Origin of the sequence: Yersinia massiliensis, from assembly GCF_003048255.1 — a bacterium.
Lineage (GTDB): Bacteria > Pseudomonadota > Gammaproteobacteria > Enterobacterales > Enterobacteriaceae > Yersinia > Yersinia massiliensis_A.
On sequence record NZ_CP028487.1, the window covers coordinates 1,872,624 to 1,895,332 of the forward strand.

Genomic DNA, 22,709 nt, shown 5'->3' on the forward strand with positions numbered 1-22,709 from the left:
GTATGTGTGAGGCTAACTTCCGCTTTTGGCTCGAAGCGGGCCTTCAGCTCAGCCGGATAGTTCGCTTTATATCAGAAGCGGAATTTGATAAGAGCCGTAGAAGGTTAAACACCACGTTGCTTCTCTAATCGAATATAAGCACCATTTAATTGTGTCTTATTACCCCAGCCGAGTTGCATGTAGAATTTGGCCGCACGACTGTTTTTATCTGTTTCCAGCCAGGCAACTTTGTGTTGTTTGAACAACTCCTGTTCCGCAATCTTTGTAAGCCTGCGACCGATGCCTCTGCCTTCATATGCAGGAAGAACAAAAAGACCAAAAAGAGAGCCTTTCTCCCTTAAAATCATCGAAAAACCCACCACTTCATCATCATCTGTTGCAACCCATGCGCAAAGATTCTCTTCGATCATATTGCACACGGTAGTTTCGCTGATGCCCATCACCAGCATCTCTTCACGGCTCAGATGATTTTCGGTGACTGATGTTCTGACAGTAAAAATACTTTCAACATCAGATGCTTGAGCTGGTCTTATATTGATAGTCATAAGTCTTAATCCATTTATGACAAAGATAAATTATGAGAGTGATGTAATCATATCCTTTACAGAATGATTGAGTTTTGAGCTAAATCACTACTGCACATCATGTCCGCTCTGTGCCAGAAACGAAGGCTCAGTCAGATTTCAGGCCTGTTCTCTGTTCCAGATTAACTATCTTGCCTGAAAAATTGAGCTGTTGATTATTATGAGCATCAGACTGGCAGGGCACGATCTTTTACGACTGTTTTCATAACTAGCGTTGAGGTAAGCCGCTGCACTCCCACCAAACCTGAGAGTTTTTCATCATACAGTTGCTGAAAAGCCGGTAGGTCACGCGTGATAACGTGAAGCAGATAATCCGGATCACCAAATAGTCGCTGCGCCTGAATGATTTGCGGTATATCTTTTACTGCTGCCTCAAAGGCACTTACCGCTTGGCGATCTCCCTCACGCAGGGTCACGAAGACAATGGCTGAAAAGTTCAGCCCGAATCTGGCAGGATCAAGATACGCCCTATAGCCGCTGATAACGCCATCCTGCTCCAAGGACCTGACCCGCCGCTGGCAAGAGGACAGGCTGATCCCTACTCGTTCTGCTAGGTCGGTAAGCGAAAGGCGCCCGTCTTGCTGAAGCTCTGCAAGAATATTGCAATCTATCTTGTCCATTCTTTAAAGTCTCCCGCCAAATATTCAAATCATGCTGTAAATGAGAGCACATCCCGCCATCAAAGAGATATTCTCTATTTAGATTTAACCACATCTGTTAAATAAAGGTCTCAATAAATGCAGGTTTCAGACGCAAATGAATGGCCGGCCAGAAATGGGTTCACTGAGGAGAATATCGTATGTCAGTGAGTATGTTCGCTGCATTTTGGGCTGTGTCCGTACTTTTCGTTATTACTCCCGGCGCTGACTGGGCTTACGCCATTTCTGCCGGTATCCGAGGACGTCGTGTGATGCCGGCGGTTGCTGGTATGCTTGGCGGTCACCTGATCGCAACGCTCATCGTGGCCACCGGCATCGGCTCGATTATTGCAGGTGCACCGGGTGTATTGTCCGCGCTGACTGTTGCTGGCGCTGGCTATCTTCTCTGGCTCGGTATCGGTATGCTGAGCCATCCGTCAGCACCGGTGGCGGATCAAGGTGAGGATGCTGGGTCACCGCTGAAATGGGCGCTTAAAGGCTTCTGCATCAGCGGGCTTAACCCAAAGGTATTTCTGCTGTTTTTAGCCCTGCTACCTCAGTTCACAGACGTCCATGCAGCTTGGCCGCTTCCGATGCAGATGACCGCGCTGGGACTGGTTCATGTAGTCAGCTGCGCTGTAGTCTATTTGCTCGTAGGGTACGGCTCCGGCACCATGCTCCGAACGCGCCCACGCGCAGCGCAGAATGTCAGCCAGATTTCCGGCGGTCTGATGATAATCATTGCGGTCTTGCTACTGGCTGAGTGGTTTTTCTAACGTCCTCTCCGTGCCAACAGAGGACGTTATGCTAATCAATGATGAAGGGGTCAGGCTGGATAGTACGTTTAGCCAGTTTCTTTTGCAGAATGATAACGATAATTGGGAACCCTGATGCGGAAATTGCACACACCGCCAGCAACATGTTCACATTTTGTGGTGCCATACCATGATCAGGTAATAAAAAAGCAGACAGGAAAAATGCGACGGTTGTTATCAGATACATTATTGATGTCTGTAATGAAGAAAATCCAGCTCGTTGACTATCATCAGGAAACTGTATCGAAACCGCTGAAGATGAAACCAGACGACTGTAAGATGCACCGAGAAATAAAGTCATAAATAGCGCCGCATGCTGATAGCCCAGCATTGGTATTAGCAAACTCAATATAAAAACGATGGTTGAACCTGTCGCCAAAATCAAAGCAGAAACACGGGAGGTTAACATGCCTGTCATTTTTGTAGACAGGTAACCTGTAATCCCCCCGACGAAGAACAGCCAGGGCAACAGGTCTTGCGAAGCGCCCAACTGCTGTGTCATTAATGGCACTAGAATAGGAATGACCAGCATTGGACTAAACTGTGCAAGCGCATTACTGGAGGCAAACAGTAAAGTATCCACATTGAGAGACTGTGCGCGCAGCGTGTCGAAAGAGACTGAGTCTTGGGGTATGACGGATACAATCAGTGGTAATGCCAACACACAAAGTGTACTTATTAGCCACAAAGCGACATGCCAACCATAATTTGTACACAAAAATAATATAGTGGGCATTCCAATAATGCTTACCATCGAAAATGACGCAATCACCGTCGCCAACATTTTTCCACGCAAGTTAGCCGGTGTGTTGTTTATCAATATACTTATCCCCACACCCATTGTTGTCCCTCCAACCAACCCTGCACAGAATCGTAGTGCAAGCAGTAGACTAAAATTGGAGGTGAATGTAGTCGAAAGTGTCAGCAGGCCTAATAGGGCCATATTTACGATTAAAAAACGTTTCTTATTAAAACGACCAATCCAGTAAAAGGCGATAACGCCCGAAAGAACTGCACCTGATGTGTACATACCGGACGCATAGCCTGAGAATGATACGGGAACTGCGAAATCTGCTGCCATAAAAGCAAAAACAGGCGTTAACGCCATGTATTCCAGCGCATTAGTGAACTGGATAAAAGCCATTACAATGGCTATCCGCATGAGGGCTTTATGATTAAACGGTTGTGTGATCAGTGGCATAGCAAGAACCTGTGGATGAAATTTATTCTAGCTTAACCGATATCAAGAGTGTGCATTATATGGTAGAAATGGTATTCATTATTATCAAATATGGGATAATTGATGCGTCCGGCGCTTGATTTTAATACCCTGAAAGTGTTCATTGCTGTGGTTGAAAGTGAAAGTTTTGTTGGGGCATCGAAAGTCCTTGAAATGCCGACATCAAATGTGAGTCGTTGTATTTCTCAGTTAGAAGAAAAACTGAATCTTCAGCTCATTGAGCGCAGCACCCGACATATGAAACTCACCCAGGCGGGGCAACTACTCTATACCCGAGCAAAGCCATTGCTGGAAGCGCTTGAGCAAACTGAGACAGAATTAACGTTGCGGCAAATGCAACTTAAGGGCCCATTACGGATCTGTATTCCCAATGAAATAGGTCCTGCATTGCTAGGCTCTGTTGTTGCCGATTTCGCCTGTCAGTACCCGGATCTGGAGATCAGCTGTGTCACAAATTTGTCAGGCCTCGAATCCCTACGAGATGATTTGGATTTAGCTATCATTATTACCCGTGGTCAGATGGATGACAGTGACTACATAGCCCGTCATCTGGTGACTATCCCATGCACTATTGTTGCAGCTCCCTCCTTGATTCAGCGTTATGGCACGCCTTCTCACATACAGCAATTTGAAGAATTACCCTGTATTACAACGGTAAGTGCTCTGAAAGGTGCTCCCTGGCAGTTTGTCACTAAAAAGGGAGGATTCGAGACAATTAAAGTTAAAGGGCATTATCGGGTAAACAGCGGAGAGATGGCAGGACGAGCTGCGCTAGCAGGTGTCGGTTTTGCAATTCTATCAAAACAAGCCTGCCAACCTTACATTAAGGATGGACGATTAACCGAGATTGAGTTTGAACAGTCGGCAGCCCCATTGCAATTGTTCGCACTTTATTCAGATCGGCGTTACTTGCCCGCTAAAACAAGAGCGCTCATTGATTTTATGCTCCAGAAATTGAGCAATATATCCTTAGCAACATAAGGTGGTATTGATACGCCACAGAAAATCCAATTAGCACCTGAATCACTACTTAACACAGAATGTCTGCTCTTCGCTCAAATCTGCCCGTCAGCTTCGTGCCAGAGACGGACATTTCACACTTCTGCTTATGTAGCCAAAATCGGTATGCAACTACACTCTATAGAATTTATATCAATAGTTTCGATAAAATGAAGGTTAATTGGAGTTTCATTCGGTTACATAGACCCACCGTTCAATTAATGATGGACTCAGAAATTATCACTGTTAGGGTTCATGTAAATAATACAGGTAAGGGAATATCAGATGCCATCTCTATACACATTCAATGACCTGCTCGGGCTGCTTGTTTTTTCAAGGAAATATCACTTTCTCCACAATGATCTGGACTGCCTGATCATTGCCTGGGCTGAAGATCAAATCATCGAAGGAAATGATTCGGAGACTCTTTTAATTCTCGCTTCACTGGGGCTTGATAAGCAACCTGAACGGACCGAGGTTGAATTATATATGTCACGGTACATGGCAGAGCAGCGGATAGATCTGCCACCGCTGAAAACAGCAGCATTGGTCTGGATCAAGCTATTTATGAGTCAACTTTCCCAGTGCGCGTCCATCCATGATGCAGAACAGAAAATGTATTTTCTGGTGTGTCATTGGCTTGAACCTGACGTAAAGATTTTCGCGGCGGTGGTCGATACCCTGAAATCGCTTTACTGGCATCTCTTTGATGAATGGGAGGGACCTGGCACAAGCGAAGCAGTAAGGATGGAGGAGTCAGAATTCTTTGAGCTGATTAATCGTGCGATGCTGCCCTATTCCCGTAAAATTGAGAACCCAGATTGGCTGGATCTGCTTGTTCGGTAATTTTTACCAGCATCCTGAAAGGCGCCTTTTCTGTGCGCATAATTCCATCTAATTTGAATTCCTTTTCGCATTCTACTTGAGTATATCCAGCAAAAAAATCATCGTTCACCCTAGGAACCTAGACATAAAAGTTAACCTAACTGAATAGCCACTACGTGCCAAGAGCGCAAACTGGAGTGCCATAGGCCCTCTAAAAATTGATGGTTCGTTTGCAGGGATACTTACAGCTGTACTGGCTCAAGTCGGCTCTCGACCAAGCTATACCGGGGCGATTCAGCTCAGAATCTGGATGAAATAAAGGATCCAGATGCGGATCCAATACCATTTTGACTTTTTATGTAGCAGGTGAAATGGTCAGTTCCAGTATTCATATTTCGCCGTGATTACGGCGCTATGTTTGTCCACATACTGTTTACCTGTCCGATCAGTTGGGGTGATTGTGATATCCATATTGGCGCGTGTGCACTCTCCATGTGAGTTCCACTCCTCGCAGGTGGTCAGATTTTTTTCGATGGTGAAATATGTCTGGGTCTTGCTCAGGGTCAACTCACGGCCCTCGTTATCATAGCCATACTCTTCTATGGTTGAGGGTGATTGGGTTTTGATCAGGCGATGATTGCCATCATAACTATATACAGTCGTATTATTATCTATCGCCATACTTCCTTTGCTTGCCGCACTTGCCAGTAATCCTGATGAATTGAAAACGTAGTCTATTGTGCCCACTGTAGTTTTGTCTTTATCTCCTGGTTTTGTGGCCGCGATAATCGAACGATTAACTGCACGGCTGATAATTCCTTTATCATTAAGCAGGTAAATTCCCTCAAGAGTCTGCCGATATGCCTGCGTGGTCTTCTGACTGTTGTTATCGGCTATGACCCCGTTTGCATCCAGATGGATGAGCCAGCCAAACTCCGTTCTATTCAGCTGAATTTCATTGGTAGCCGTGAAAACTGTTTTCGGGCCTGTTGAGGTTTTGACCTCTTTCATACGGCCGCCAATTAACTCACCGCATTGACTGAAGTTGCTTTGAACCGATGTGCGGAGATACCCATCAGGGCTATCAATAGTGATTTCAACCGATTTGGGGATTTCTGTTCTTGTCTGCTGGCTCAGGAGGATGAAGTTATTCAGTTTGTTTTTAGCAAAGGTTTCCGCTGTGCATTGTGCTGCATAAGTCTGGAATGTGCAGAGGGATAAGAGAGTAATTAACAGTTTTTTATTATTGAATGACATTATTTGTTGTCCTCATGAACCGATCAGTTATCCAGATTTGGTTAAGTTGGCGAAGTTTTGTTTCATTGACTGCTTGTCTGGTTTGACTCACTTGTCAATCAGTGGCTTCACTGTAATCTGGCTACATGCTTTGTACAATAAGGTCCGCTCTTCGCTCATTGCAGACAGGGATTACCTGCGGGCTGGTTATTGCCAGAGCGAACATATTCAACCCTCTGAATATCAGTGGACTATCGGTTGATAACCTTGCCATTCTGGTTGGTCTTGATGTCCTGAAGCACAGAGCGTCAGGTGAACAAAGCGTTCCCGCAACTTTTCGAGCAGTAGACAATCATCAACGTCCTTCAGGTTATCCTCATGCTGTTGATCCAAGCCACAGAGTAACGTTGCCAAGGCTTTTTTCTTCGCTTGCCGCGTATCTTCCGCAACAAAAAGGTGGAATTCATGCAATTCAGCTAACGTATCAGGGCGGTATCCACTAACGTTAACAAAAAACAACCGCGGCACAACCTGATGTGGTTCAACGGATAACGTGACTGAATAACCAGCCACCAGACAGCATTATCTTGATGGATCGCTGGTATCCGTCGGATGCCGTGTTTCGCCGGATGGTTCTATTTGCAGAGATTTTACAGCTTAACATTGAGCGAAACGTGCGAGCACCAGACCTGCATGTCGGGGTGGTTACTGCGCCTGATATATCTTGGGCGAGGGCAGCGGCCCGACCGCGAGGACTAAGTAGTACCGTGATTCATAAGCTGGAAGAGCACGTCGCTTGTACCAAGGCGTTTGAGCGAGAAATAGCAAATCACGACTGGGTTTTATGCCGTAATGAAGGAACTATCGAAGCGGCAACGATGCAGGTGATTGCTGAGATCTACAGAGTGCTGGGATGCCCCATAGGCATTGGCTTTGCGGGAAGAGTTTCCGCTGCATACCCATAATAATAAGCACCAAGTTAGGATAGACAGCACTGTAGGCAGATTACTGGATTGGGCCGAGGAGACTGTGCTTGTGGGATCGCCGTAATGCAAAACGCCCGCTTAAGTTTCCTTGAGCGGGCGTCTTTAATTTGGCTCCTCTGACTGGACTCGAACCAGTGACATACGGATTAACAGTCCGCCGTTCTACCGACTGAACTACAGAGGAATCGTGTGAACGGGGCGCATGATATCTAGCATGCCCGATCCTGTCAACGCTAAATTAGTACATTTGAATTGAATGCTCAGCATATGAGCAGTCGGCGGTCATCGTTGCTTATTATTTTCCCAGCGTTACTGTTTTCCACAGCATTACTGTTTTTCCCAGCGTTTTAGTCGAGCCAGTGGGTCTTGGCGATAGAAAGCGCAGAAGTGTTGATACACAGTGGGGAAACGGCCTTCTAATAATTCAGGCGCACTGAAAAAATATTCAGATAACACAGCAAAACATTCGGCTGGGTCACTGGCGGCATAGGCATCCATACTGGCAGCCTCAATACCGACCATATCGATTTCATCTTGAATATTATCCATGGCCTGATGCAGGTCATACTCCCACGAGGCAACATCACGCATCGCAATAGGGGGAACACCGTTTGAGTTGCCACCATTACGCATATCCAATTTATGAGCGGCTTCGTGAATAACCAAATTAAAACCTGATAAATCAAATGAATCTTGAATATCTTGCCAATTAAGAACAATCGGCCCTTGTTCCCAGCTTTGGCCAGATTGCACTGTTTGACCTGAATGCACTAAACCGAGATCGTCTTGCCATTCATCCTCTACCACGAAAGGTGAGGGGTAAATAAGCACCTCATGAAAACCATCTAGCCATTTGGCACCGAGTTCCATCACTGGGAGCGCAAAAAGCAGCGTCAGGCGAGCTTGCATCAATGGCGTGAGTACCAAACCCTGTAACGGTACCAGCCGTTTTTGTTGCAGCAGTTGGCTCGCCACAGAAACCAGACGCGCTTGTTCTTGCTCATTCAGAGGCGCTAGCAAGGGGATATCTAGGGCTTCACGCCACTGTGCGAGTGTCTCCGCTTGCGGTTGATTTGCTTTCCACAGCCACTTAATCATCAGGTTGCTCACAAAGTGATAATTCGAACGTCTAAAGCAGGGAGGTGTTGTTGTAAACATGCCGCAAAAGGGGCCATGTTCGCAACCATTTCATTGAGAGATTCATGAGTGGTTGAAAAGGCCACCTCGAAAACACCCGAGGAGAGATTCTGTTAGAGGGAAAACCCCCGTACACTGACATTATTCAAGCACTTATAGAAAAAAAATTCAGCGATCCTTATCACACTAAGTCTTCGTGCTCTTATTAGGCATTCAGGTCAATACAGAGTTTCATTTAGGCAATGTCGGGATCGTATTACATGCTCTGGTCAGTCAATTTTTAGAGGGGGGAGGGCCAATCAGGTTACTGACCTTTTTTCTTACCGAAAATCTTCATCAAAGCACCAATGGCGCAGCCAATGACCACGCCTAAAATAACCCATTCAGTAAATGACATAATCATACCTTTTCATTTGTTTTGCCTGATTATATGAATTATTCCCTATTTGTCCATGTCGGGGCCGCGGTATATCTGTTGCTTACCATCGTTCAACATTGTGAGGACACCAATCGTCGACCATACTCGTTGTGGCATAAATATTCGTAGTTTTAATAAGGATATAAATGATGGCAAGAGCAATAAAGAATCTGCGATTAATGGCCTTGTTGTTGATGCTCGGTAGTTTTGCAAGTCATGCCGCGCCGATTGTTTCCCCTCCAACAGGCTACACCTTGGAACGAGTCGTTATTTTGAGTCGCCATGGTGTGCGTTCTCCGACCAAACAAACACAGTTAATGAATGATGTCACCCCCGATAAATGGCCGCAGTGGCCGGTTCAAGCTGGGTACTTAACACCCAGAGGGGCGCAATTAGTGGCCTTAATGGGCGCGTTTTATGGCGACTACTTCCGCCACCGAGGCTTAATCCCAATGGGTTGCCCACCTAGTGGGGCCATATATGCTCAGGCTGATGTCGATCAGCGTACCCGATTAACCGGGGAAGCGTTCTTAGAGGGTATTGCGCCAGATTGTGGCCTGAAAATGCACTACCAGGCTGATTTGAAAAGGATTGACCCACTGTTTCACCCCGTTGATGCCGGCGTGTGTAAGTTAGATGACGTGCAAACTCATCAGGCCATTGAAGCGCGATTAGGGGGGCCATTGAGTGAGCTGAGTCAGCGCTATGCCAAGCCGTTTGCTCAGATGGGTGAGATCTTAAACTTCGCTGGGTCACCTTATTGTAAATTACTGCAACAGCAGGGAAAAACCTGTGATTTTGCGACATTTGCAGCGAATAAAGTTGAGGTGAACCAAGCGGGGACTAAAGTTTCACTCAGTGGACCGTTGGCATTATCTTCGACGTTAGGTGAAATCTTTTTATTACAAAACTCGCAAGGTATGTCGGATGTCGCTTGGCACAGGTTAACGGGTGAAGAAAATTGGCGTTCCTTGTTGTCACTGCATAATGCGCAGTTTGATTTGATGGCCAAAACACCTTATATCGCTCGCCACAAGGGAACACCGCTGTTACAGCAAATTGACACCGCACTGGTGCTAGAGCGTAAGGGGCAAGGGCAAACATTACCGTTATCTGAACAAACTAAAATCCTTTTCCTTGGGGGCCATGATACCAATATCGCTAATATTGGCGGTATGCTCGGGGCTGACTGGCAACTTCCTCAGCAACCTGATAATACCCCACCGGGTGGCGGACTTGTTTTTGAGCTGTGGCAAGACCCAATGAATCATCAGCGCTATGTGGCGGTCAAAATGTTTTATCAAACAATGGATCAGTTGCGAAATAGCGAAAAGCTGGATTTAAATAATAACCCAGCGGGCGTCGTGCCCATTGAGATAGACGGTTGCGAGAACATTGGTGTTAATAAGCTTTGTCAACTGGCCACTTTCCAAAATAAAGTGGCAAAAGCGATTGAACCTGCATGTCATATTTAAATGGCGCTATCCGACTGGTATTAAGACTAGTCGGATAGTGATATCTTAATGTTGGTACAGGATTGCTATATTTTCTAAAAAATATTGTGGATATAAAGCGCAAGGCCGGAGCAACTTAACTTCTCAAAAGTTGCTCCGGAGAGTTAGCGGTTAACGAATATGCTCTGTGCGGATAAATCTAACTTGAAATAGTACTGATATTAACAGCGTGACGCTATTTAGGATAATTATCCCAGTCGAACTAAATCAAAAGGAACATAACGCTCGCCGGTATGTTGCAGTTCCACAACAGGCTCACGCTCAGCCTGTACTGGGGCCAACCCTTCAGCATGAATCGCTTTTGCGACATCAATCTCCCCTGTTTGCGCGACCATAACACGTTTGCCTGGGATGATTGGGTTTCTATTTCTGTCATAGACCTTAACCATACTAACCTCCAATATTCATTTGAGTTGATTTGTATTTTCTAGGCAAATGAAAATAAGCTGATATTTAAGTCAACATAAGCATGAGCAAGGTTGTCATATATTGGTGCCGATAAGGGGAATACAGCCATTCAATCTACAATATTGCAACGCCTTTCTATCCGACGCGAAAAATTATATTTATTTTTTATCGGGGATCAAGCCATGAACCCATTTTTTTTGGAAAAATTTCGATGCGATTAATACCGCGTTATCACTATGTTTTATATGGAATCCGCACAACTGCAGATTCCATAATAGAAGAAGTCACTGGAAAGGAATGAGCTATATCAGTGTCTTCTGCGTCAGAGATTCGAGTATCTTTAACGGGGATTGCTGCGGATTTTTCATCCCATTGACTGGCAATAAGAAAGTTTGCTCCAGCATATATTGTCCCCCCATGGCGGCATGAGGTGTTTGATCTGAAAAACAGATCCAACTGCTGCCTGATGGGAAATCAATCGCTTCCTGTCGGCCATTTTGTTGGTAATCCAGATCCGATTTCATTTTATCGTGTAGCTGAAGCATCAGGTGGTCGTAATGGCTACGGCGGCGTTTCGTAATGCCCACTTTATGTTGCAACCAACTGCTGACGGGTGAATAACGATCCAATTGAGGCAAGTAACGGCTCGCAAGCTGTGTGAAGTCTTCCCCCACTCGCCAGGAACGAGGCTCACCTTGCGGGGTGATATTGGAAAAGATGCGAATAATGCGTTCGCCGTAATTAGGGCGAGAAGGGAAAGCATCAACATGTAAGCGACTATCATCTTTACGCCAAGATGTTTTATCACGCCAAGCCGTCACTGGGTGTAAGCGCAGACTATTCGTGGGGCTTTGCAGGACGGAGGTGTACTCGGGCAGCAATTGATTAACTAGGCTAAGACAATGTTGGTAATAACGTTCAAGTAACTGGCGAACTAACGCAACTTTATTTTCGTCGGTCACCCCAGTAAGTACGCCTTCTAGAGGTTTAAGGCTGATATTTTTACGCTTAGCATCAACAAGTGCAGGGTTTAACAATTGTTTTTCCTGGTCACTCAATTCGAAAGCAAGATGGGGTAAAAATAAGACTTTACCTTGCTCCAATGCCTCAACGGCGCTGAAGTATTCTGTACCTTGTTGATCCCAACGGTTATTGGGAAGCGTCAGAATCAATGAATCTGACGCCTGATTTAAATTATCATTACTCATCAATTATCCGCTGTGAAATATTCATTCAGTGATTGGAATCATAACGCTTTATGCTAGTTAAAGTGAGGTTTGTGACACAATTTTCAGAATTTAGAGCCTTTCACTGAGGGGATTAATGGCGGTAACCGTCTCAGGACAGGGGACGATTTTACAATTGATGTTTGAATTTCAGCATGTTGTGACCAACGATCTGTGATGACATCCAATTGATCTATCGATTGAATGTGCAACCGGCTGATGAAACAATCGTCACCGGCCACTTTGTCGCATTCAACACATTCTGGTGTTTCTTGAATATTTTGTTGGGCCACTTGTCGCATGCCAACAAAGGGCTTAACACGAACAATTGCTTGCAGGGCATAACCGAATGCGCGTTGGTCCAAGTCCAAAGTGTAGCTGCGGATTATTTTACGTTCTTCAAAGCGCCGCAGACGTTCTGATGTGCTGGGGGAGGAGAGGTTGACCTGTTGGGACAAATCTTTTAATGAGATCCGAGCGTTCTCAGCCAAAATAGTAATCAATTGCTCGTCAATCTTATCCATATTTTACGCTGGCCTCTTATTATTAGGTACATTTGCGTGATTATAGGCGATTTTTTAATGTATTACTTATCTACGCCTAATAAATCGAATGTATCTTAAAAAATAAAAGGCCAATCTGTGTTGGCCGGTTTAACGCCTAATGGACAAGCGTGTGTATCAGTGCTTAACGTCCTAGTGCTGATGTGCTAGCTAATGTAGCCATAGTGCTATGATCATTGGACTGATTGGACTTTTTTTGCAAATAGGCCAAGTCATAAACATCATAAAAATCGATTTCACCTTTATTGCTAATAATATGTTTGAAACGCAGCTTAAATTCATCACTGATATTTTTATTATTTAATATTTCTTCAATTGCTTGCGCTGACAAGGCACGACTAAAGAACCACTCTCCGTTGTAACAAACGCGTAAATCAAGTACACCAATATCCTCAAACCTAAATATGGGTTTGATTTCCATCATAAGAATTGCTGACATCAGCACAAAGAATATGGTAAAAGCGATCATGTATCCGGTGCCGAAGTAGGGTGTTAAGTACATCAAAATTAAGACGAAAAAATAGGAAATTAACATTGCCAAGCAAAGGTAAGGGTGCTTGTACACAAAATCGCTATTAAATTTTAATCGACCATCTCTCTTTTCTTTTTGATTTATTCTTGCAATATCATCGATTAATATCTTTTTAATGATGTCCATAATTGTAACCTTGTGATTTATTACTCATAGAATTAAACCATGCTCCGTATTATAGGTTAACATGAAATATTCATTATAAAGTATAGCAGTTGACCTATTTTGACCGCTAAACTGTTATAGGTGAGAGAGCGCGAATAGAGATATATATTATTTATTTATCAGGTGAAAGCAACTACTTAACTGTTGAATTCACCTGATGGTTGACGTCCAATGCGGACGAAAATCGTCACAAATAACGCTAAGCGGTCAGGATGATTTTGCCAATATGCGAACTACTTTCCATCAATTCATGCGCTTTTGAGGCCTCCGCCAATGGGTATAACTGGAAGATTTGCGGCTTTATTTTACCCTCGCTTAGCAAAGGCCAAACCTGTTGTTCCAATTCTTTGGCGATCAGTGCTTTTTCTGCCACGCTGCGTGAGCGTAATGTCGAACCGGTATGTGTTAGGCGTTTTAGCAGCATTAACATTAAGTTAAGCTCTTTGACGATGCCGTTTTGCGTCCCAACTTGAATAATACGCCCATTCATGGCGGCTGCTTCGTAGTTACGTGCAACATAATCACCAGCGATGAGATCAACAATGATATCAACCCCCTTACCTGATGTGGCCCGCTTGGTTTCTTCAACAAAGTCTTGAGTACGGTAGTTAATGGCGATATCTGCGCCCAATGCGAGGCAAGCCTGTTGTTTTTCTTCTGATCCGACGGTGACGATCACCGTTTTTGCCCCAAATGCTTTGCTGAGCATAATTGCCGTCGTTCCTATACCGGATGTTCCACCGTGAATTAAGACAGTTTCACCCGCAGTAAAGCGGCCGCGTTGGAAGAGGTTAGTCCATACAGTAAAGAACGTTTCGGGTAACGCCGCTGCTTCGATATCCGTTAGCCCATCGGGAATCGGCAAGGAATTAGTCTCGTGTATCACGCAGTATTGGGCATAACCCCCACCCGCAATCAATCCGCACACTTTGTCCCCAATTTTGAAACGTGTCACATCTGCGGCAATCGCAATAACTTCACCTGCAACCTCTAATCCTGGAATATCAGATGCTCCGGGAGGCGGCGCATAATGACCCCTACGTTGTAACACGTCTGGGCGGTTAACACCTGCAGCTGATACTTTAACTAGTATTTCACCCGCAGCAGGCATAGGAATAGGCCGTTTTACAGGAACTAACACTTCTGGCCCACCGGACTGTGAGATTTCAATCGCCAGCATGTTTTCCGGAAGTTGAGTTAATAATTTCATATAAGTCCTCTGTTGCGTGAAGGTGCAAGATCAGATGCAATGTCAGTAGTGAGATGACTATCTTATTCCCGTTATAGTCATCATTCATCATTAGAATGTGCTTAAGTCATGGCTCAATTGCCAGTGTGTTGCAAAGTAGAAGGCAAAAAAAACGCCCAATAGGGTGGGCGCATAAAAAGGAGTCGATCATGTAAGGACAGACTTGCATGGTGACAAAGAAGGCAGGGCAAATATTAAGACTAAGAGATGTTTGAACGCCATGATTGTATGAGTGTTACGCCTATGCCGATATAGGTATTAATCTGAAATTAAGAGCGGCCTAAAGAAGAAAAAGCGCCGCTCGTTTCACGGTTAATCTAAACGTTATATTGCCAGCAGACCCGATATTGATAGTGTTGGTCTGTTAGCAAGTCATCAATATGAACACTAGGACTCCAGGAGTCATCACCACCCACTCCCATATGGAAGCCATCAATATTGAGCCAAGTGCCTTGCTCCGTTTTGAGTTGATGCTGGTGGCTGGTGCTCATCAGTTGCTCTGTACTGTAGCGGCTAATGCCGAAATGGAATTGTCCAGTGACCTGCCAATGGCCGTAATTCAAGCGGTTAGTATTGCATCGTAACCCATTCTCGCTGGGGAAAATGTAAGGTGTATGCATTTGATCAAGAGGCTGTAACCAGTAGCTATACTGTGCTGACAGTTTGCGGTCAGGGTAGTTTTCATGTGGCCCTAGTCCTAACCATTCGACATGTTCTGCAATATCAGACAATTGGCAGTGCATACCAATTCTTGCTGGGGCAGGGAGGGCCGTTGCCACTTGGGCACGCACATCAATCGTCATTCGCCCTTGTTGATCAAAACGGTATAGCCAATGTGAATGTATTAGCCGTTGACCATCAACTTCGTAGCTGTACTGTGCACTGATTTGTATTGAATCAGACAGGGTGTCGGCCTGTAATAACAAGCAACGAGATTCCATCTGATACATCCCAGCCTTCTTCCAGCGCTCAACCCAAGCATTAGGGTCGATACGTGTGGTTTCACTGATACCGATATCGTTATCTAGCGGGGCTCGCACAAATTGATCGCGCAATGGGCTGAGTAATAACGGCTTCTCTTCTGCCCACCATTGTGTGAGCAACCCAGATTCACGGCAGAACTGCCAGCGTTGTTGCTGATGTTCCACGGTAATATGGTGCGAATCTTGATGGAGTTGAAGCGCACTTAGCAGGTTAGCATCATGTTGCGGCATCGACTCAACTGGGAGTGCCTGCGGTAAATGCCATTGGTGCCATGCGCTACGGTGGCCGCTAGGCGACCAAGGTGTCTCTACTCTCTGGCGCACTTCAACGTTCAACCATAAATCGTCAGGGTTATCGAGAGTCGGCAACTGTTCATGAAGCTCGTAGGTGCGGGTACCTTCAGGGGGCAAATCCAATAATAAATTCCCCTCAAGTATCGTTTCCCCTGCCGATTCAATCCGCCAAAACAGTTGTTCGTTATCACTACTTCTGAACAGAAACTCACTGGTCACACTGATGACCAGTGGTGTGGTGCTGATCAGTGAAAATTGAAAGAACTGTTGCGCGCATTGCGCTTCGTACAAGCTAGGGTGTGGGGTGCGATCAGGGAAAACCAACCCGTTCATACAGAATTGACGGTCATTGGGTTTATCTCCAAAGTCGCCGCCGTAAGCCCAATAAGGTTGGCCATGCTCGTCATGGTGGATGAGGCTCTGATCAACCCAATCCCAAACAAATCCTCCTTGCAACCTTGGATACTGGCGAAATGCTTGCCAATAGCGGGCAAAACCACCGAAGCTGTTGCCCATCGCGTGAGCATACTCGCATAGAATCAGCGGGCGGGATTCATCTGGTAAGCCAATCCATTTTTTAATGGCCCACTTGGGGACGGCGGGGAAGGGCTGATCCTCATCCACTCGAGCATACATGGGGCAGACAATATCTGTTGCGGCAGTATTTGCACCACCACCTTCATATTGTACTGGGCGTGTGGGGTCATTGGTTTTAATCCAGCGATAGAGCGCATCATGGGTAGCGCCATGGCCTGATTCATTACCCAATGACCAGATAATGATACAAGGGTGATTGCGGTCTCTTTGAACCATCCTAGTCACGCGCTCACTAAAGGCTGAAAACCATTGCGGATCGTCAGCCAAGCGGCTCATAGGTTGCATGCCATGTGTTTCGATATTCGCTTCGTCAACAACATACAGGCCGTAACGATCACATAATCGATACCACAACGGGTGATTTGGATAGTGGGAACAGCGGACGGCGTTAAAGTTATGCTGCTTCATCAGAAGGATATCTTGCAGCATGCTTGCTTCATCTATTGCTTGGCCGGTTTGCGGATGGTGTTCATGACGGTTAACCCCGCGAATCAGCACTGCTTTGCCATTAATTTTCAGCAGCCCTTGATGAATGGCTACCTGCCTGAAACCAACATCATAGGCTTCCGCTTCAATCAACTCATCTTGATCATTGAGTAGGGAAACCACCACACGATACAGGGTTGGTTCCTCTGCACTCCACAATAAGGGGCGTTCAACCCGCATACTCAAACGAGTGCGGTCAGAATAATGACCTCGTTCGTCAATCGCTTCAGTGCCTAAGGGTTGCTTCTTGCTTGTGATCAGTTGATCGGCTAACCAAAGCTGTACGCGGATTTGAAAGGCACCGGTCACTAAAGGGTTGTTCATTTGAAGTGGTGGGATGTTAACAGCGGCCATCACCTCTAAATTGGCTGAACTGAATTCTGGCGATAAATGGGTTGCGATATGAATATCACGCAAGTGGATCTCAGGTTTATGGAGCAAACTCACATCACGGAAGATACCACTCATGCGCCACATATCCTGATCTTCCAGATAGGTGCCATCACTCCAGCGTAAAACCAGAACAGCAATGCGATTATTGCCTGCTTGCAAATAGGGTGTTAGATCGAATTCGGCAGGGAGGCGGCTGTCTTGGGAGTAACCGACCCATGACCCATTACACCAGAGATAAAATGCGGAGTTGACGCCATCAAAAATAATGCGTGTTTGGCCCGAGGCAAGCCAATCTGGAGATAGCGTGAACTCACGTGAATAGCAGCCGGTCGGGTTCTCCTCTGGCACTCGAGGAGGATCAACAGGAATAGGGTACTGCACGTTAGTATAAATGGGCGTGTCATAACCATGGCGTTGCCAATTGGCGGGAACGGGTAATGTCGCCACACCGGCTAAGTCATGCTCAACCCAGTTGTCGGGGACGTCCTCCGGCTGAGGGAAATAGCTAAATGACCACAACCCATTCAGTAACTGTCGCTGCGATGATATAGCGTCGTTTTGTGCGGCATCGACATCACGCCAACTATGAAACGGAGGATGCGCCTCAAGGCGGTGATACTGCGTCACTTGCGGGTTCTCCCAATCCCTGCGAGATAAAATCTGCGATAGGGTGGGCTTAACCTGCTGTTGAACCCTTTGCGGTGACGTCATGATATCAGCCTCTTAGTCTGCGGATGTATTCTTGTTTTTGCTCGCAATAACCATAAATGTTATGCGCTCACAATTTAATGCCACCAAGATGAATTCAACGACAGATAAAGTAAATAGTCGTGGGTTAAATAGTCGAGAATGATCGCAATTAATCATTTTTAGGGGTAAATGGAGCGGTGGTCTGGCGTATTGTTAGCTTGGTTGCTAATAACAAGGTTTCAGAAGGGGGCTCAATAGTATGATGCAACTTCACTATCAGGCGGGAAACGCTTTCTTCACCCAATAATTTGAAGTTTTGCCGCACCGTCGTCAGTGGCGGCTGGAAATAGGCACTGTCTGCAGTGTCATCGTAACCGACCACAGAAACCTGCTCCGGTACATCGACATCATGCTCATGGAGTGCTCGCAACACACCAAGCGCCATTTGATCGTTAGCAACTAAAATGGCGCTAAATGGAATTTGGCTGCTCAAGAGCTTCTGCGTGGCCTGATAACCACTACGCGCATCCCATTCACCATAATAAACGGCCTGAGGCGTGAGTGAGGCACTGCTCAGCGCCTGTTGCCAGCCCTGGTAGCGTAATTGAGCCGAAATGGCGTCTTTCGGCCCACAAATCAAGGCAATTTGCTGGTGGCCTAATGAAAGTAAATGCTCTGCCCCCTGAATGGCCCCCACTTTTGGGTCAAACAACACACTGAAAGCCGCAGATTGTGGGTCAACATCCAGAAACAACACGGGTGTGCCAGCACATTGCTGGACGACTTTCTGGCTACGGGTTGGTTTCAACGGAACATTCACTAAAATGCCATCAACGCGCTGTGCAAGGAGCTCATTTATCGCTTGCTGGCAGGCAAGGTCACTGTGGTCATCTACCATTGCAATGACAATCGAATACCCCAACTCACGTGCTTTGCCTTTTATGGCGGCTGCAATTTGCGAAGGTGCATGTAAAGAGAGGTCGGTGGTGGCCAGCCCGAGCGTCAGACTGTGTTTACCGGCTAACTGCTGTGCAACCCGATTAGGGACATAGTTTAGATCCGCCATCGCTTGTTCAACTTTAGTGCGGGTTTTTGGCGAAACATGAGCCGCCTGATTTAAAACGCGCGATACGGTTTGATACGAAACCCCCGCTTGGTGGGCGACATCATCCAAAGTGACAGATTTCGGTTTCATCTCTTGTTCTCGCATCTCGTTCGGATAGGTGATTGCTTATTCTAGCAAAACTATAAGGTAAACTTTTAGTCCCGGCGGTTAAACGTGAGAATAAGCAGGCGCATTTAGCGAATTTTATTATTATTTTTCTGAATATTTCCGATTGGATAGATGTAAGAAGAAAATAATGTGGTGATTATTTCGTGTAATAACGCGCATCCAGCGCCTAATAAGTGGCTTTTTTGGCTTTATTTTAGCCAAGCGAACAAGAATCTTTAGTTTACGCGCTAAAAAGAGTTGCTATTAAAAGCCGGTCATGAGTTAATGCGTCTCGGCCTGTGGTACAGACCTATTTATGCACGACATCTTGAGTAAAGTGGTTCATATTTAAAGCGTTATCGTTGATAGCTCTTCACTGACGAATTTCCTTCATAGTGCCTCCATAAGTAACGACTGATAACCGGCTATAACACGCCCATGGTGGCAAAAATTTTTTAATAAAGGAAATAAACATGTCTAACATGATGAAAGGTCAAGTAAAGTGGTTCAACGAGTCTAAAGGCTTCGGTTTCATCACTCCAGCTGATGGCAGCAAAGACGTGTTCGTTCACTTCTCTGCTATCCAAGATCAAGGCTTCAAGACCCTGGCTGAAGGCCAGAACGTACAGTTCTCTATCGAGAACGGTGCTAAAGGTCCGTCTGCAGCAAACGTAACTGCAATCTAATTGGCCTTTGGCTGATTACAAAAAACCCGCTAAGGCGGGTTTTTTTACGTCCTAACGCAGCATAAAACCACCTATATCCCTCAATAGCGGCCTGACTGACGAGATATCACTATCTTTGCTGACTGGGTGGCCCATTTAATCGTGGCATGCACATCCCTCATTTTGTTCGCGCAAATAAATTCGTTAAAAGCATACTGTTATCGGTACGTAAGCCTTATCATTCTCATCTAATTTCGGACTATACCCTTTATACTTGAAGGTGCAGTGTGTTGGCTGCAACTCTCATTAGTTAGCGTATACACTAATAGCATTGATTAAATTGAAGGTAACATCATGAAAGTGAACGATCGGGTGACGGTAAAGACTGATGGCGGCCCACGACGTGAAGGGGTTGTTTTAGAGGTTGAGCAGTTTAGTGAAGGTGTCATGTACCTGGTTTCACTGGAAGATTACCCAGCAGGCGTTTGGTTCTTCAATGAAATTGATAGCCATGATGGGACGTTTGTGGAACCACTTCACAAATAGTTTTTGGCGTACTCTGCCAGCCCAATGCCATGAATATCGCAATAAAAAACCGGAGGATGGTGAATACCTTGCCTCCGGTTTTGCTATTTGGTGTTATCCGTCCTTGGCTTACTTTGCACAGCTTGACGAGATTTTAGCGGTCAGCCTCTTAGAATGTTTCCCAATTCAGCGAGTCATCACCGGATTTCTTGTTTACAGAAGCTTGATTTTGGCTCATGGACGTTGGTGTTGCAGTTTTAAGTCGAGGGGCAGCGCTGCGGCCATTTAATTGAAATACGGCCACTGCTTGTGTCAGGACTTCAGCTTGTTGCTCAAGAGAAGCGGCAGCGGCAGAAGCCTCTTGAACCAAAGAGGCGTTTTGCTGCGTCACATTGTCCATTTCTGAAACGGCTTGCGCTACTTGGCTGATACCTCTGCTTTGTTCATCGGAAGCAGAGGCTATCTCACCCATGATATCGGTGACATGAGTGACAGCAGTGACAATTTCACTCATCGCTTTACCCGCATCGGATACTAAGATTGAGCCATCGCCAATCAAATCAACAGAGGCTTCAATCAATGATTCGATCTCTTTTGCGGCATCGGCGCTGCGCTGGGCCAGATTTCGGACTTCACTGGCGACCACGGCAAAACCGCGGCCTTGTTCACCTGCACGAGCAGCTTCAACCGCCGCGTTGAGTGCCAGAATATTGGTTTGGAAAGCAATGCTATTAATGACATTGGTAATTTCCGCAATTCTCATCGAACTGAGCGATATTTTGTCCATCGTAGTAACAACATCATCAACGATATCGCCACCTTGAGCGGCTTTAGCAGAGGCGTTAGCGGCCAGTTGGCTGGCATGATGAGCATTCTCGGCATTTTGTTTTACGGTTGCGGTGAGTTGCTCCATGCTGGCGGCAGTCTGCTCAAGAGAGGCAGCTTGCTGCTCTGTACGGGCAGAAAGGTCAGTGTTGCCCAATGCGATTTCACTGGAGCCTTGGTAAATAGAGTCGGCACTACTGCGAACGGCCTCTACTGTGGTGGAAAGAGAATCCTGCATTTGCTGAATATTATTGCCTAACACGCCTATCTCATTACGACCGAAGGCGATAGGTGTTTGTGTCAAGTCACCTTGAGCAATACGCTGTATGCGTTCTACCAGCCAATTAATTGGCTTAATGATGACTTTGCTGATCACTAAAAAAGCGATCAATGTCAGTAAAATCGCTAAGATAAAGGCTCCCCCCATCAATAAGTAACCGAGGCGGGCTTCTTGCTGTGCGGTGAGATTAATTTGGGTGGCTTGTTCTGTCCGGTATTTAAGCGCTTTTAGTAAGGGTTCATTGTAAGCCGTATCCAATGGGCTCAGTTTTTCTGCTTCCAAGGAAATAACTTCCTCAAAATGTCCCTCTTTGGTTGCATCTAACATGGGTTTCATCCCAGTGTCGCGATACTCCTCATAGGCTTTTTTCAGTGGTCCATCGAGTGCCGTGTCGGTGGCAGATTTCACCGGGCGGTTAGAGTAAAGATTGAACATCTGCTGCGACTGCGCCATCCAATTTTCAGCATTTTTTAGACCTTGCTGGTAGCCCTGCGCATCACCAATTCGCGCTGATGAGGCCGCCTGAATTAAAATAAGCCGCGCTGTGCGCAAGTAATTTGAGCTATTGGAAAGGCCCAAACGGATATCCAGCTCTTGTGTTGCTTCTGCCAGTGATTGGTTGCTTTGTTTTAAAAAGTATCCGGATGTACCAATTGCCGCTGCAAATAACAGCAGTATCCCCGCCAAAATGGCGATAAACAAAGAGACCAGACGCATATTGTTAACAAACAATACTTTCGTACTTTGAGTCTGTTCTGTTGTCATATTTCGGTTCAATGGCTGATGCGTACTTCCACGTTTCATTATCGGTTCCGTTTCTATAGTCGCTCGAGGAAAGGTTCTTACCTGCTTCAAAAAATCCCAACTATCCTTTAGAACCTATCGGCAACGGCCCTAAAATCGTTAGGGCTATAAATGAGACCGTGATCGCAATTTGGATTAAAGATTTCGTGGATTTCTGTATTTGAGTCAATAACTTGATGACATGTCTCGTCATTCACAATAGGCCACGGGGTAGCCGCGATAATGAAGGTGGGAGTACAAGCCTTTTTTCATAAAGTCAACGTGGTAGGAAGAGAATAACCCCTAGCGTAAAGATGGAAATTGATACTCGATATTACGAGTATTAATGACGCTATTTCATTCGCTAGAATTGGTTTAGAGTTTGTTTAGGAATATAATCTTTACTTAATTATCATCGGCAACTATAATCTTGAAAAAAT

At 45.7% G+C, this 22,709-nt stretch carries 20 protein-coding genes, 1 tRNA gene and 2 pseudogenes; 7 read left to right on the forward strand and 16 right to left on the reverse strand.

Features of this window, described 5'->3' with window-relative positions:
- Positions 1–104: 104 nt before the first annotated feature.
- Positions 105–545: a GNAT family N-acetyltransferase gene (locus DA391_RS08590; RefSeq protein WP_108087539.1), complete on the reverse strand. Its 441-nt coding sequence runs from the start codon at positions 543–545 to the stop codon at positions 105–107.
- A 206-nt stretch (positions 546–751) separates the two neighbouring features.
- Positions 752–1,204: an Lrp/AsnC family transcriptional regulator gene (locus DA391_RS08595; RefSeq protein ID WP_050286396.1), complete on the reverse strand. Its 453-nt coding sequence runs from the start codon at positions 1,202–1,204 to the stop codon at positions 752–754.
- Between the two features lie 179 nt (positions 1,205–1,383).
- Here DA391_RS08595 and DA391_RS08600 point away from each other — a divergent pair, with 179 nt between their 5' ends.
- On the forward strand, positions 1,384–1,998 hold the full coding sequence (locus tag DA391_RS08600; protein ID WP_050286397.1) for a LysE family translocator: 615 nt from the start codon (positions 1,384–1,386) through the stop codon (positions 1,996–1,998).
- A gap of 31 nt (positions 1,999–2,029) precedes the next feature.
- Here the strand turns inward: DA391_RS08600 and DA391_RS08605 are convergent, their stop codons facing one another.
- Positions 2,030–3,238, reverse strand: a complete 1,209-nt coding sequence (locus DA391_RS08605; protein WP_057645438.1) for an MFS transporter — start codon at positions 3,236–3,238, stop codon at positions 2,030–2,032.
- A 102-nt stretch (positions 3,239–3,340) separates the two neighbouring features.
- On the opposite strand from DA391_RS08605, the gene DA391_RS08610 reads away from it, so the two are divergent.
- Together DA391_RS08610 and DA391_RS08615 are read left to right on the forward strand one after the other, a co-directional pair.
- Positions 3,341–4,258 carry a LysR family transcriptional regulator gene (locus DA391_RS08610; RefSeq protein WP_108087540.1) on the forward strand — a complete coding sequence of 306 codons (918 nt, stop codon included), beginning with the start codon at positions 3,341–3,343 and terminating at the stop codon, positions 4,256–4,258.
- 303 nt (positions 4,259–4,561) lie between these two features.
- On the forward strand, positions 4,562–5,122 hold the full coding sequence (locus DA391_RS08615) for a hypothetical protein (protein ID WP_050874645.1): 561 nt from the start codon (positions 4,562–4,564) through the stop codon (positions 5,120–5,122).
- Positions 5,123–5,476: 354 nt separating this feature from the next.
- Here DA391_RS08615 and DA391_RS08625 read toward each other — a convergent pair whose 3' ends face one another.
- Both DA391_RS08625 and DA391_RS08630 read right to left on the reverse strand, forming a co-directional pair.
- Entirely contained in the window at positions 5,477–6,358 is an 882-nt protein-coding gene (locus DA391_RS08625; protein ID WP_108087541.1) for a hypothetical protein, read from the reverse strand.
- Between the two features lie 222 nt (positions 6,359–6,580).
- On the reverse strand, positions 6,581–6,910 hold the full coding sequence (locus DA391_RS08630; RefSeq protein ID WP_147659441.1) for a DUF1543 domain-containing protein: 330 nt from the start codon (positions 6,908–6,910) through the stop codon (positions 6,581–6,583).
- On the opposite strand from DA391_RS08630, the pseudogene DA391_RS08635 reads away from it, so the two are divergent.
- Positions 6,895–7,302: pseudogene (locus DA391_RS08635) on the forward strand (thymidylate kinase); the annotation flags it as partial. The gene DA391_RS08630 and the pseudogene DA391_RS08635 sit on opposite strands and share 16 nt — an antisense overlap.
- A gap of 129 nt (positions 7,303–7,431) precedes the next feature.
- Here the strand turns inward: DA391_RS08635 and DA391_RS08640 are convergent.
- Together DA391_RS08640 and mtfA are read right to left on the reverse strand one after the other, a co-directional pair.
- Positions 7,432–7,507: transfer RNA gene (locus DA391_RS08640), tRNA-Asn, on the reverse strand.
- A 143-nt stretch (positions 7,508–7,650) separates the two neighbouring features.
- On the reverse strand, positions 7,651–8,421 hold the full coding sequence (mtfA, locus tag DA391_RS08645) for a DgsA anti-repressor MtfA (protein WP_050286400.1): 771 nt from the start codon (positions 8,419–8,421) through the stop codon (positions 7,651–7,653).
- Positions 8,422–9,027: 606 nt separating this feature from the next.
- Here mtfA and DA391_RS08650 point away from each other — a divergent pair.
- On the forward strand, positions 9,028–10,353 hold the full coding sequence (locus DA391_RS08650) for an AppA family phytase/histidine-type acid phosphatase (RefSeq protein ID WP_108087542.1): 1,326 nt from the start codon (positions 9,028–9,030) through the stop codon (positions 10,351–10,353).
- A gap of 227 nt (positions 10,354–10,580) precedes the next feature.
- On the opposite strand, the gene ydfZ is transcribed toward DA391_RS08650, so the two are convergent.
- The 8 genes and pseudogenes from ydfZ to DA391_RS08685 form a co-directional block, all read right to left on the reverse strand.
- On the reverse strand, positions 10,581–10,781 hold the full coding sequence (gene ydfZ / locus DA391_RS08655; RefSeq protein ID WP_050083786.1) for a putative selenium delivery protein YdfZ: 201 nt from the start codon (positions 10,779–10,781) through the stop codon (positions 10,581–10,583).
- Positions 10,782–11,034: 253 nt separating this feature from the next.
- Positions 11,035–11,256: a hypothetical protein gene (locus DA391_RS24695; RefSeq protein WP_226722679.1), complete on the reverse strand. Its 222-nt coding sequence runs from the start codon at positions 11,254–11,256 to the stop codon at positions 11,035–11,037.
- Positions 11,169–12,008: pseudogene (locus DA391_RS08660) on the reverse strand (Kdo hydroxylase family protein); the annotation flags it as partial. The gene DA391_RS24695 and the pseudogene DA391_RS08660, both read right to left, overlap by 88 nt.
- Before the next feature lie 83 nt (positions 12,009–12,091).
- Positions 12,092–12,550, reverse strand: coding sequence for an Lrp/AsnC family transcriptional regulator (locus DA391_RS08665; RefSeq protein WP_050083784.1), 459 nt, complete (start codon positions 12,548–12,550; stop codon positions 12,092–12,094).
- 163 nt (positions 12,551–12,713) lie between these two features.
- Positions 12,714–13,247, reverse strand: coding sequence for a YlaC family protein (locus DA391_RS08670; protein WP_050286401.1), 534 nt, complete (start codon positions 13,245–13,247; stop codon positions 12,714–12,716).
- 238 nt (positions 13,248–13,485) lie between these two features.
- Positions 13,486–14,496: an NAD(P)H-quinone oxidoreductase gene (locus DA391_RS08675; RefSeq protein ID WP_050286402.1), complete on the reverse strand. Its 1,011-nt coding sequence runs from the start codon at positions 14,494–14,496 to the stop codon at positions 13,486–13,488.
- Positions 14,497–14,852: 356 nt separating this feature from the next.
- Entirely contained in the window at positions 14,853–17,999 is a 3,147-nt protein-coding gene (locus tag DA391_RS08680) for a beta-galactosidase (protein WP_108087544.1), read from the reverse strand.
- A 148-nt stretch (positions 18,000–18,147) separates the two neighbouring features.
- Complete coding sequence (locus DA391_RS08685; protein ID WP_108087545.1) at positions 18,148–19,173, reverse strand: LacI family DNA-binding transcriptional regulator; 1,026 nt, start codon at positions 19,171–19,173, stop codon at positions 18,148–18,150.
- A 491-nt stretch (positions 19,174–19,664) separates the two neighbouring features.
- Between DA391_RS08685 and cspE the strand changes: the two genes are divergently transcribed.
- Positions 19,665–19,877: a transcription antiterminator/RNA stability regulator CspE gene (gene cspE / locus DA391_RS08690; protein ID WP_002210893.1), complete on the forward strand. Its 213-nt coding sequence runs from the start codon at positions 19,665–19,667 to the stop codon at positions 19,875–19,877.
- Positions 19,878–20,210: 333 nt separating this feature from the next.
- Positions 20,211–20,402: a protein DsrB gene (gene dsrB, locus DA391_RS08695; RefSeq protein WP_004701013.1), complete on the forward strand. Its 192-nt coding sequence runs from the start codon at positions 20,211–20,213 to the stop codon at positions 20,400–20,402.
- A 148-nt stretch (positions 20,403–20,550) separates the two neighbouring features.
- On the opposite strand, the gene DA391_RS08700 is transcribed toward dsrB, so the two are convergent.
- Positions 20,551–22,290: a methyl-accepting chemotaxis protein gene (locus tag DA391_RS08700; protein ID WP_108087546.1), complete on the reverse strand. Its 1,740-nt coding sequence runs from the start codon at positions 22,288–22,290 to the stop codon at positions 20,551–20,553.
- Between the last annotated feature and the right edge of the window lie 419 nt (positions 22,291–22,709).

Bases quoted from the DNA above. Each gene is read 5' to 3' on its own strand.
- DA391_RS08670 (WP_050286401.1), bottom strand. From the start codon at position 13,247: ATGGACATCATTAAAAAGATATTAATCGATGATATTGCAAGAATAAAT.
- DA391_RS08675 (WP_050286402.1), bottom strand. From the start codon at position 14,496: ATGAAATTATTAACTCAACTTCCGGAAAACATGCTGGCGATTGAAATC.
- DA391_RS08685 (WP_108087545.1), bottom strand. From the start codon at position 19,173: ATGAAACCGAAATCTGTCACTTTGGATGATGTCGCCCACCAAGCGGGG.
- ydfZ (WP_050083786.1), bottom strand. From the start codon at position 10,781: ATGGTTAAGGTCTATGACAGAAATAGAAACCCAATCATCCCAGGCAAA.
- mtfA (WP_050286400.1), bottom strand. From the start codon at position 8,421: ATGATTAAGTGGCTGTGGAAAGCAAATCAACCGCAAGCGGAGACACTC.
- DA391_RS08590 (WP_108087539.1), bottom strand. From the start codon at position 545: ATGACTATCAATATAAGACCAGCTCAAGCATCTGATGTTGAAAGTATT.
- DA391_RS08650 (WP_108087542.1), top strand. From the start codon at position 9,028: ATGGCAAGAGCAATAAAGAATCTGCGATTAATGGCCTTGTTGTTGATG.
- DA391_RS08600 (WP_050286397.1), top strand. From the start codon at position 1,384: ATGTCAGTGAGTATGTTCGCTGCATTTTGGGCTGTGTCCGTACTTTTC.
- DA391_RS08605 (WP_057645438.1), bottom strand. From the start codon at position 3,238: ATGCCACTGATCACACAACCGTTTAATCATAAAGCCCTCATGCGGATA.
- DA391_RS08625 (WP_108087541.1), bottom strand. From the start codon at position 6,358: ATGTCATTCAATAATAAAAAACTGTTAATTACTCTCTTATCCCTCTGC.
- dsrB (WP_004701013.1), top strand. From the start codon at position 20,211: ATGAAAGTGAACGATCGGGTGACGGTAAAGACTGATGGCGGCCCACGA.
- DA391_RS08615 (WP_050874645.1), top strand. From the start codon at position 4,562: ATGCCATCTCTATACACATTCAATGACCTGCTCGGGCTGCTTGTTTTT.
- cspE (WP_002210893.1), top strand. From the start codon at position 19,665: ATGTCTAACATGATGAAAGGTCAAGTAAAGTGGTTCAACGAGTCTAAA.
- DA391_RS08700 (WP_108087546.1), bottom strand. From the start codon at position 22,290: ATGAAACGTGGAAGTACGCATCAGCCATTGAACCGAAATATGACAACA.
- DA391_RS08595 (WP_050286396.1), bottom strand. From the start codon at position 1,204: ATGGACAAGATAGATTGCAATATTCTTGCAGAGCTTCAGCAAGACGGG.
- DA391_RS08665 (WP_050083784.1), bottom strand. From the start codon at position 12,550: ATGGATAAGATTGACGAGCAATTGATTACTATTTTGGCTGAGAACGCT.
- DA391_RS08610 (WP_108087540.1), top strand. From the start codon at position 3,341: ATGCGTCCGGCGCTTGATTTTAATACCCTGAAAGTGTTCATTGCTGTG.
- DA391_RS08680 (WP_108087544.1), bottom strand. From the start codon at position 17,999: ATGACGTCACCGCAAAGGGTTCAACAGCAGGTTAAGCCCACCCTATCG.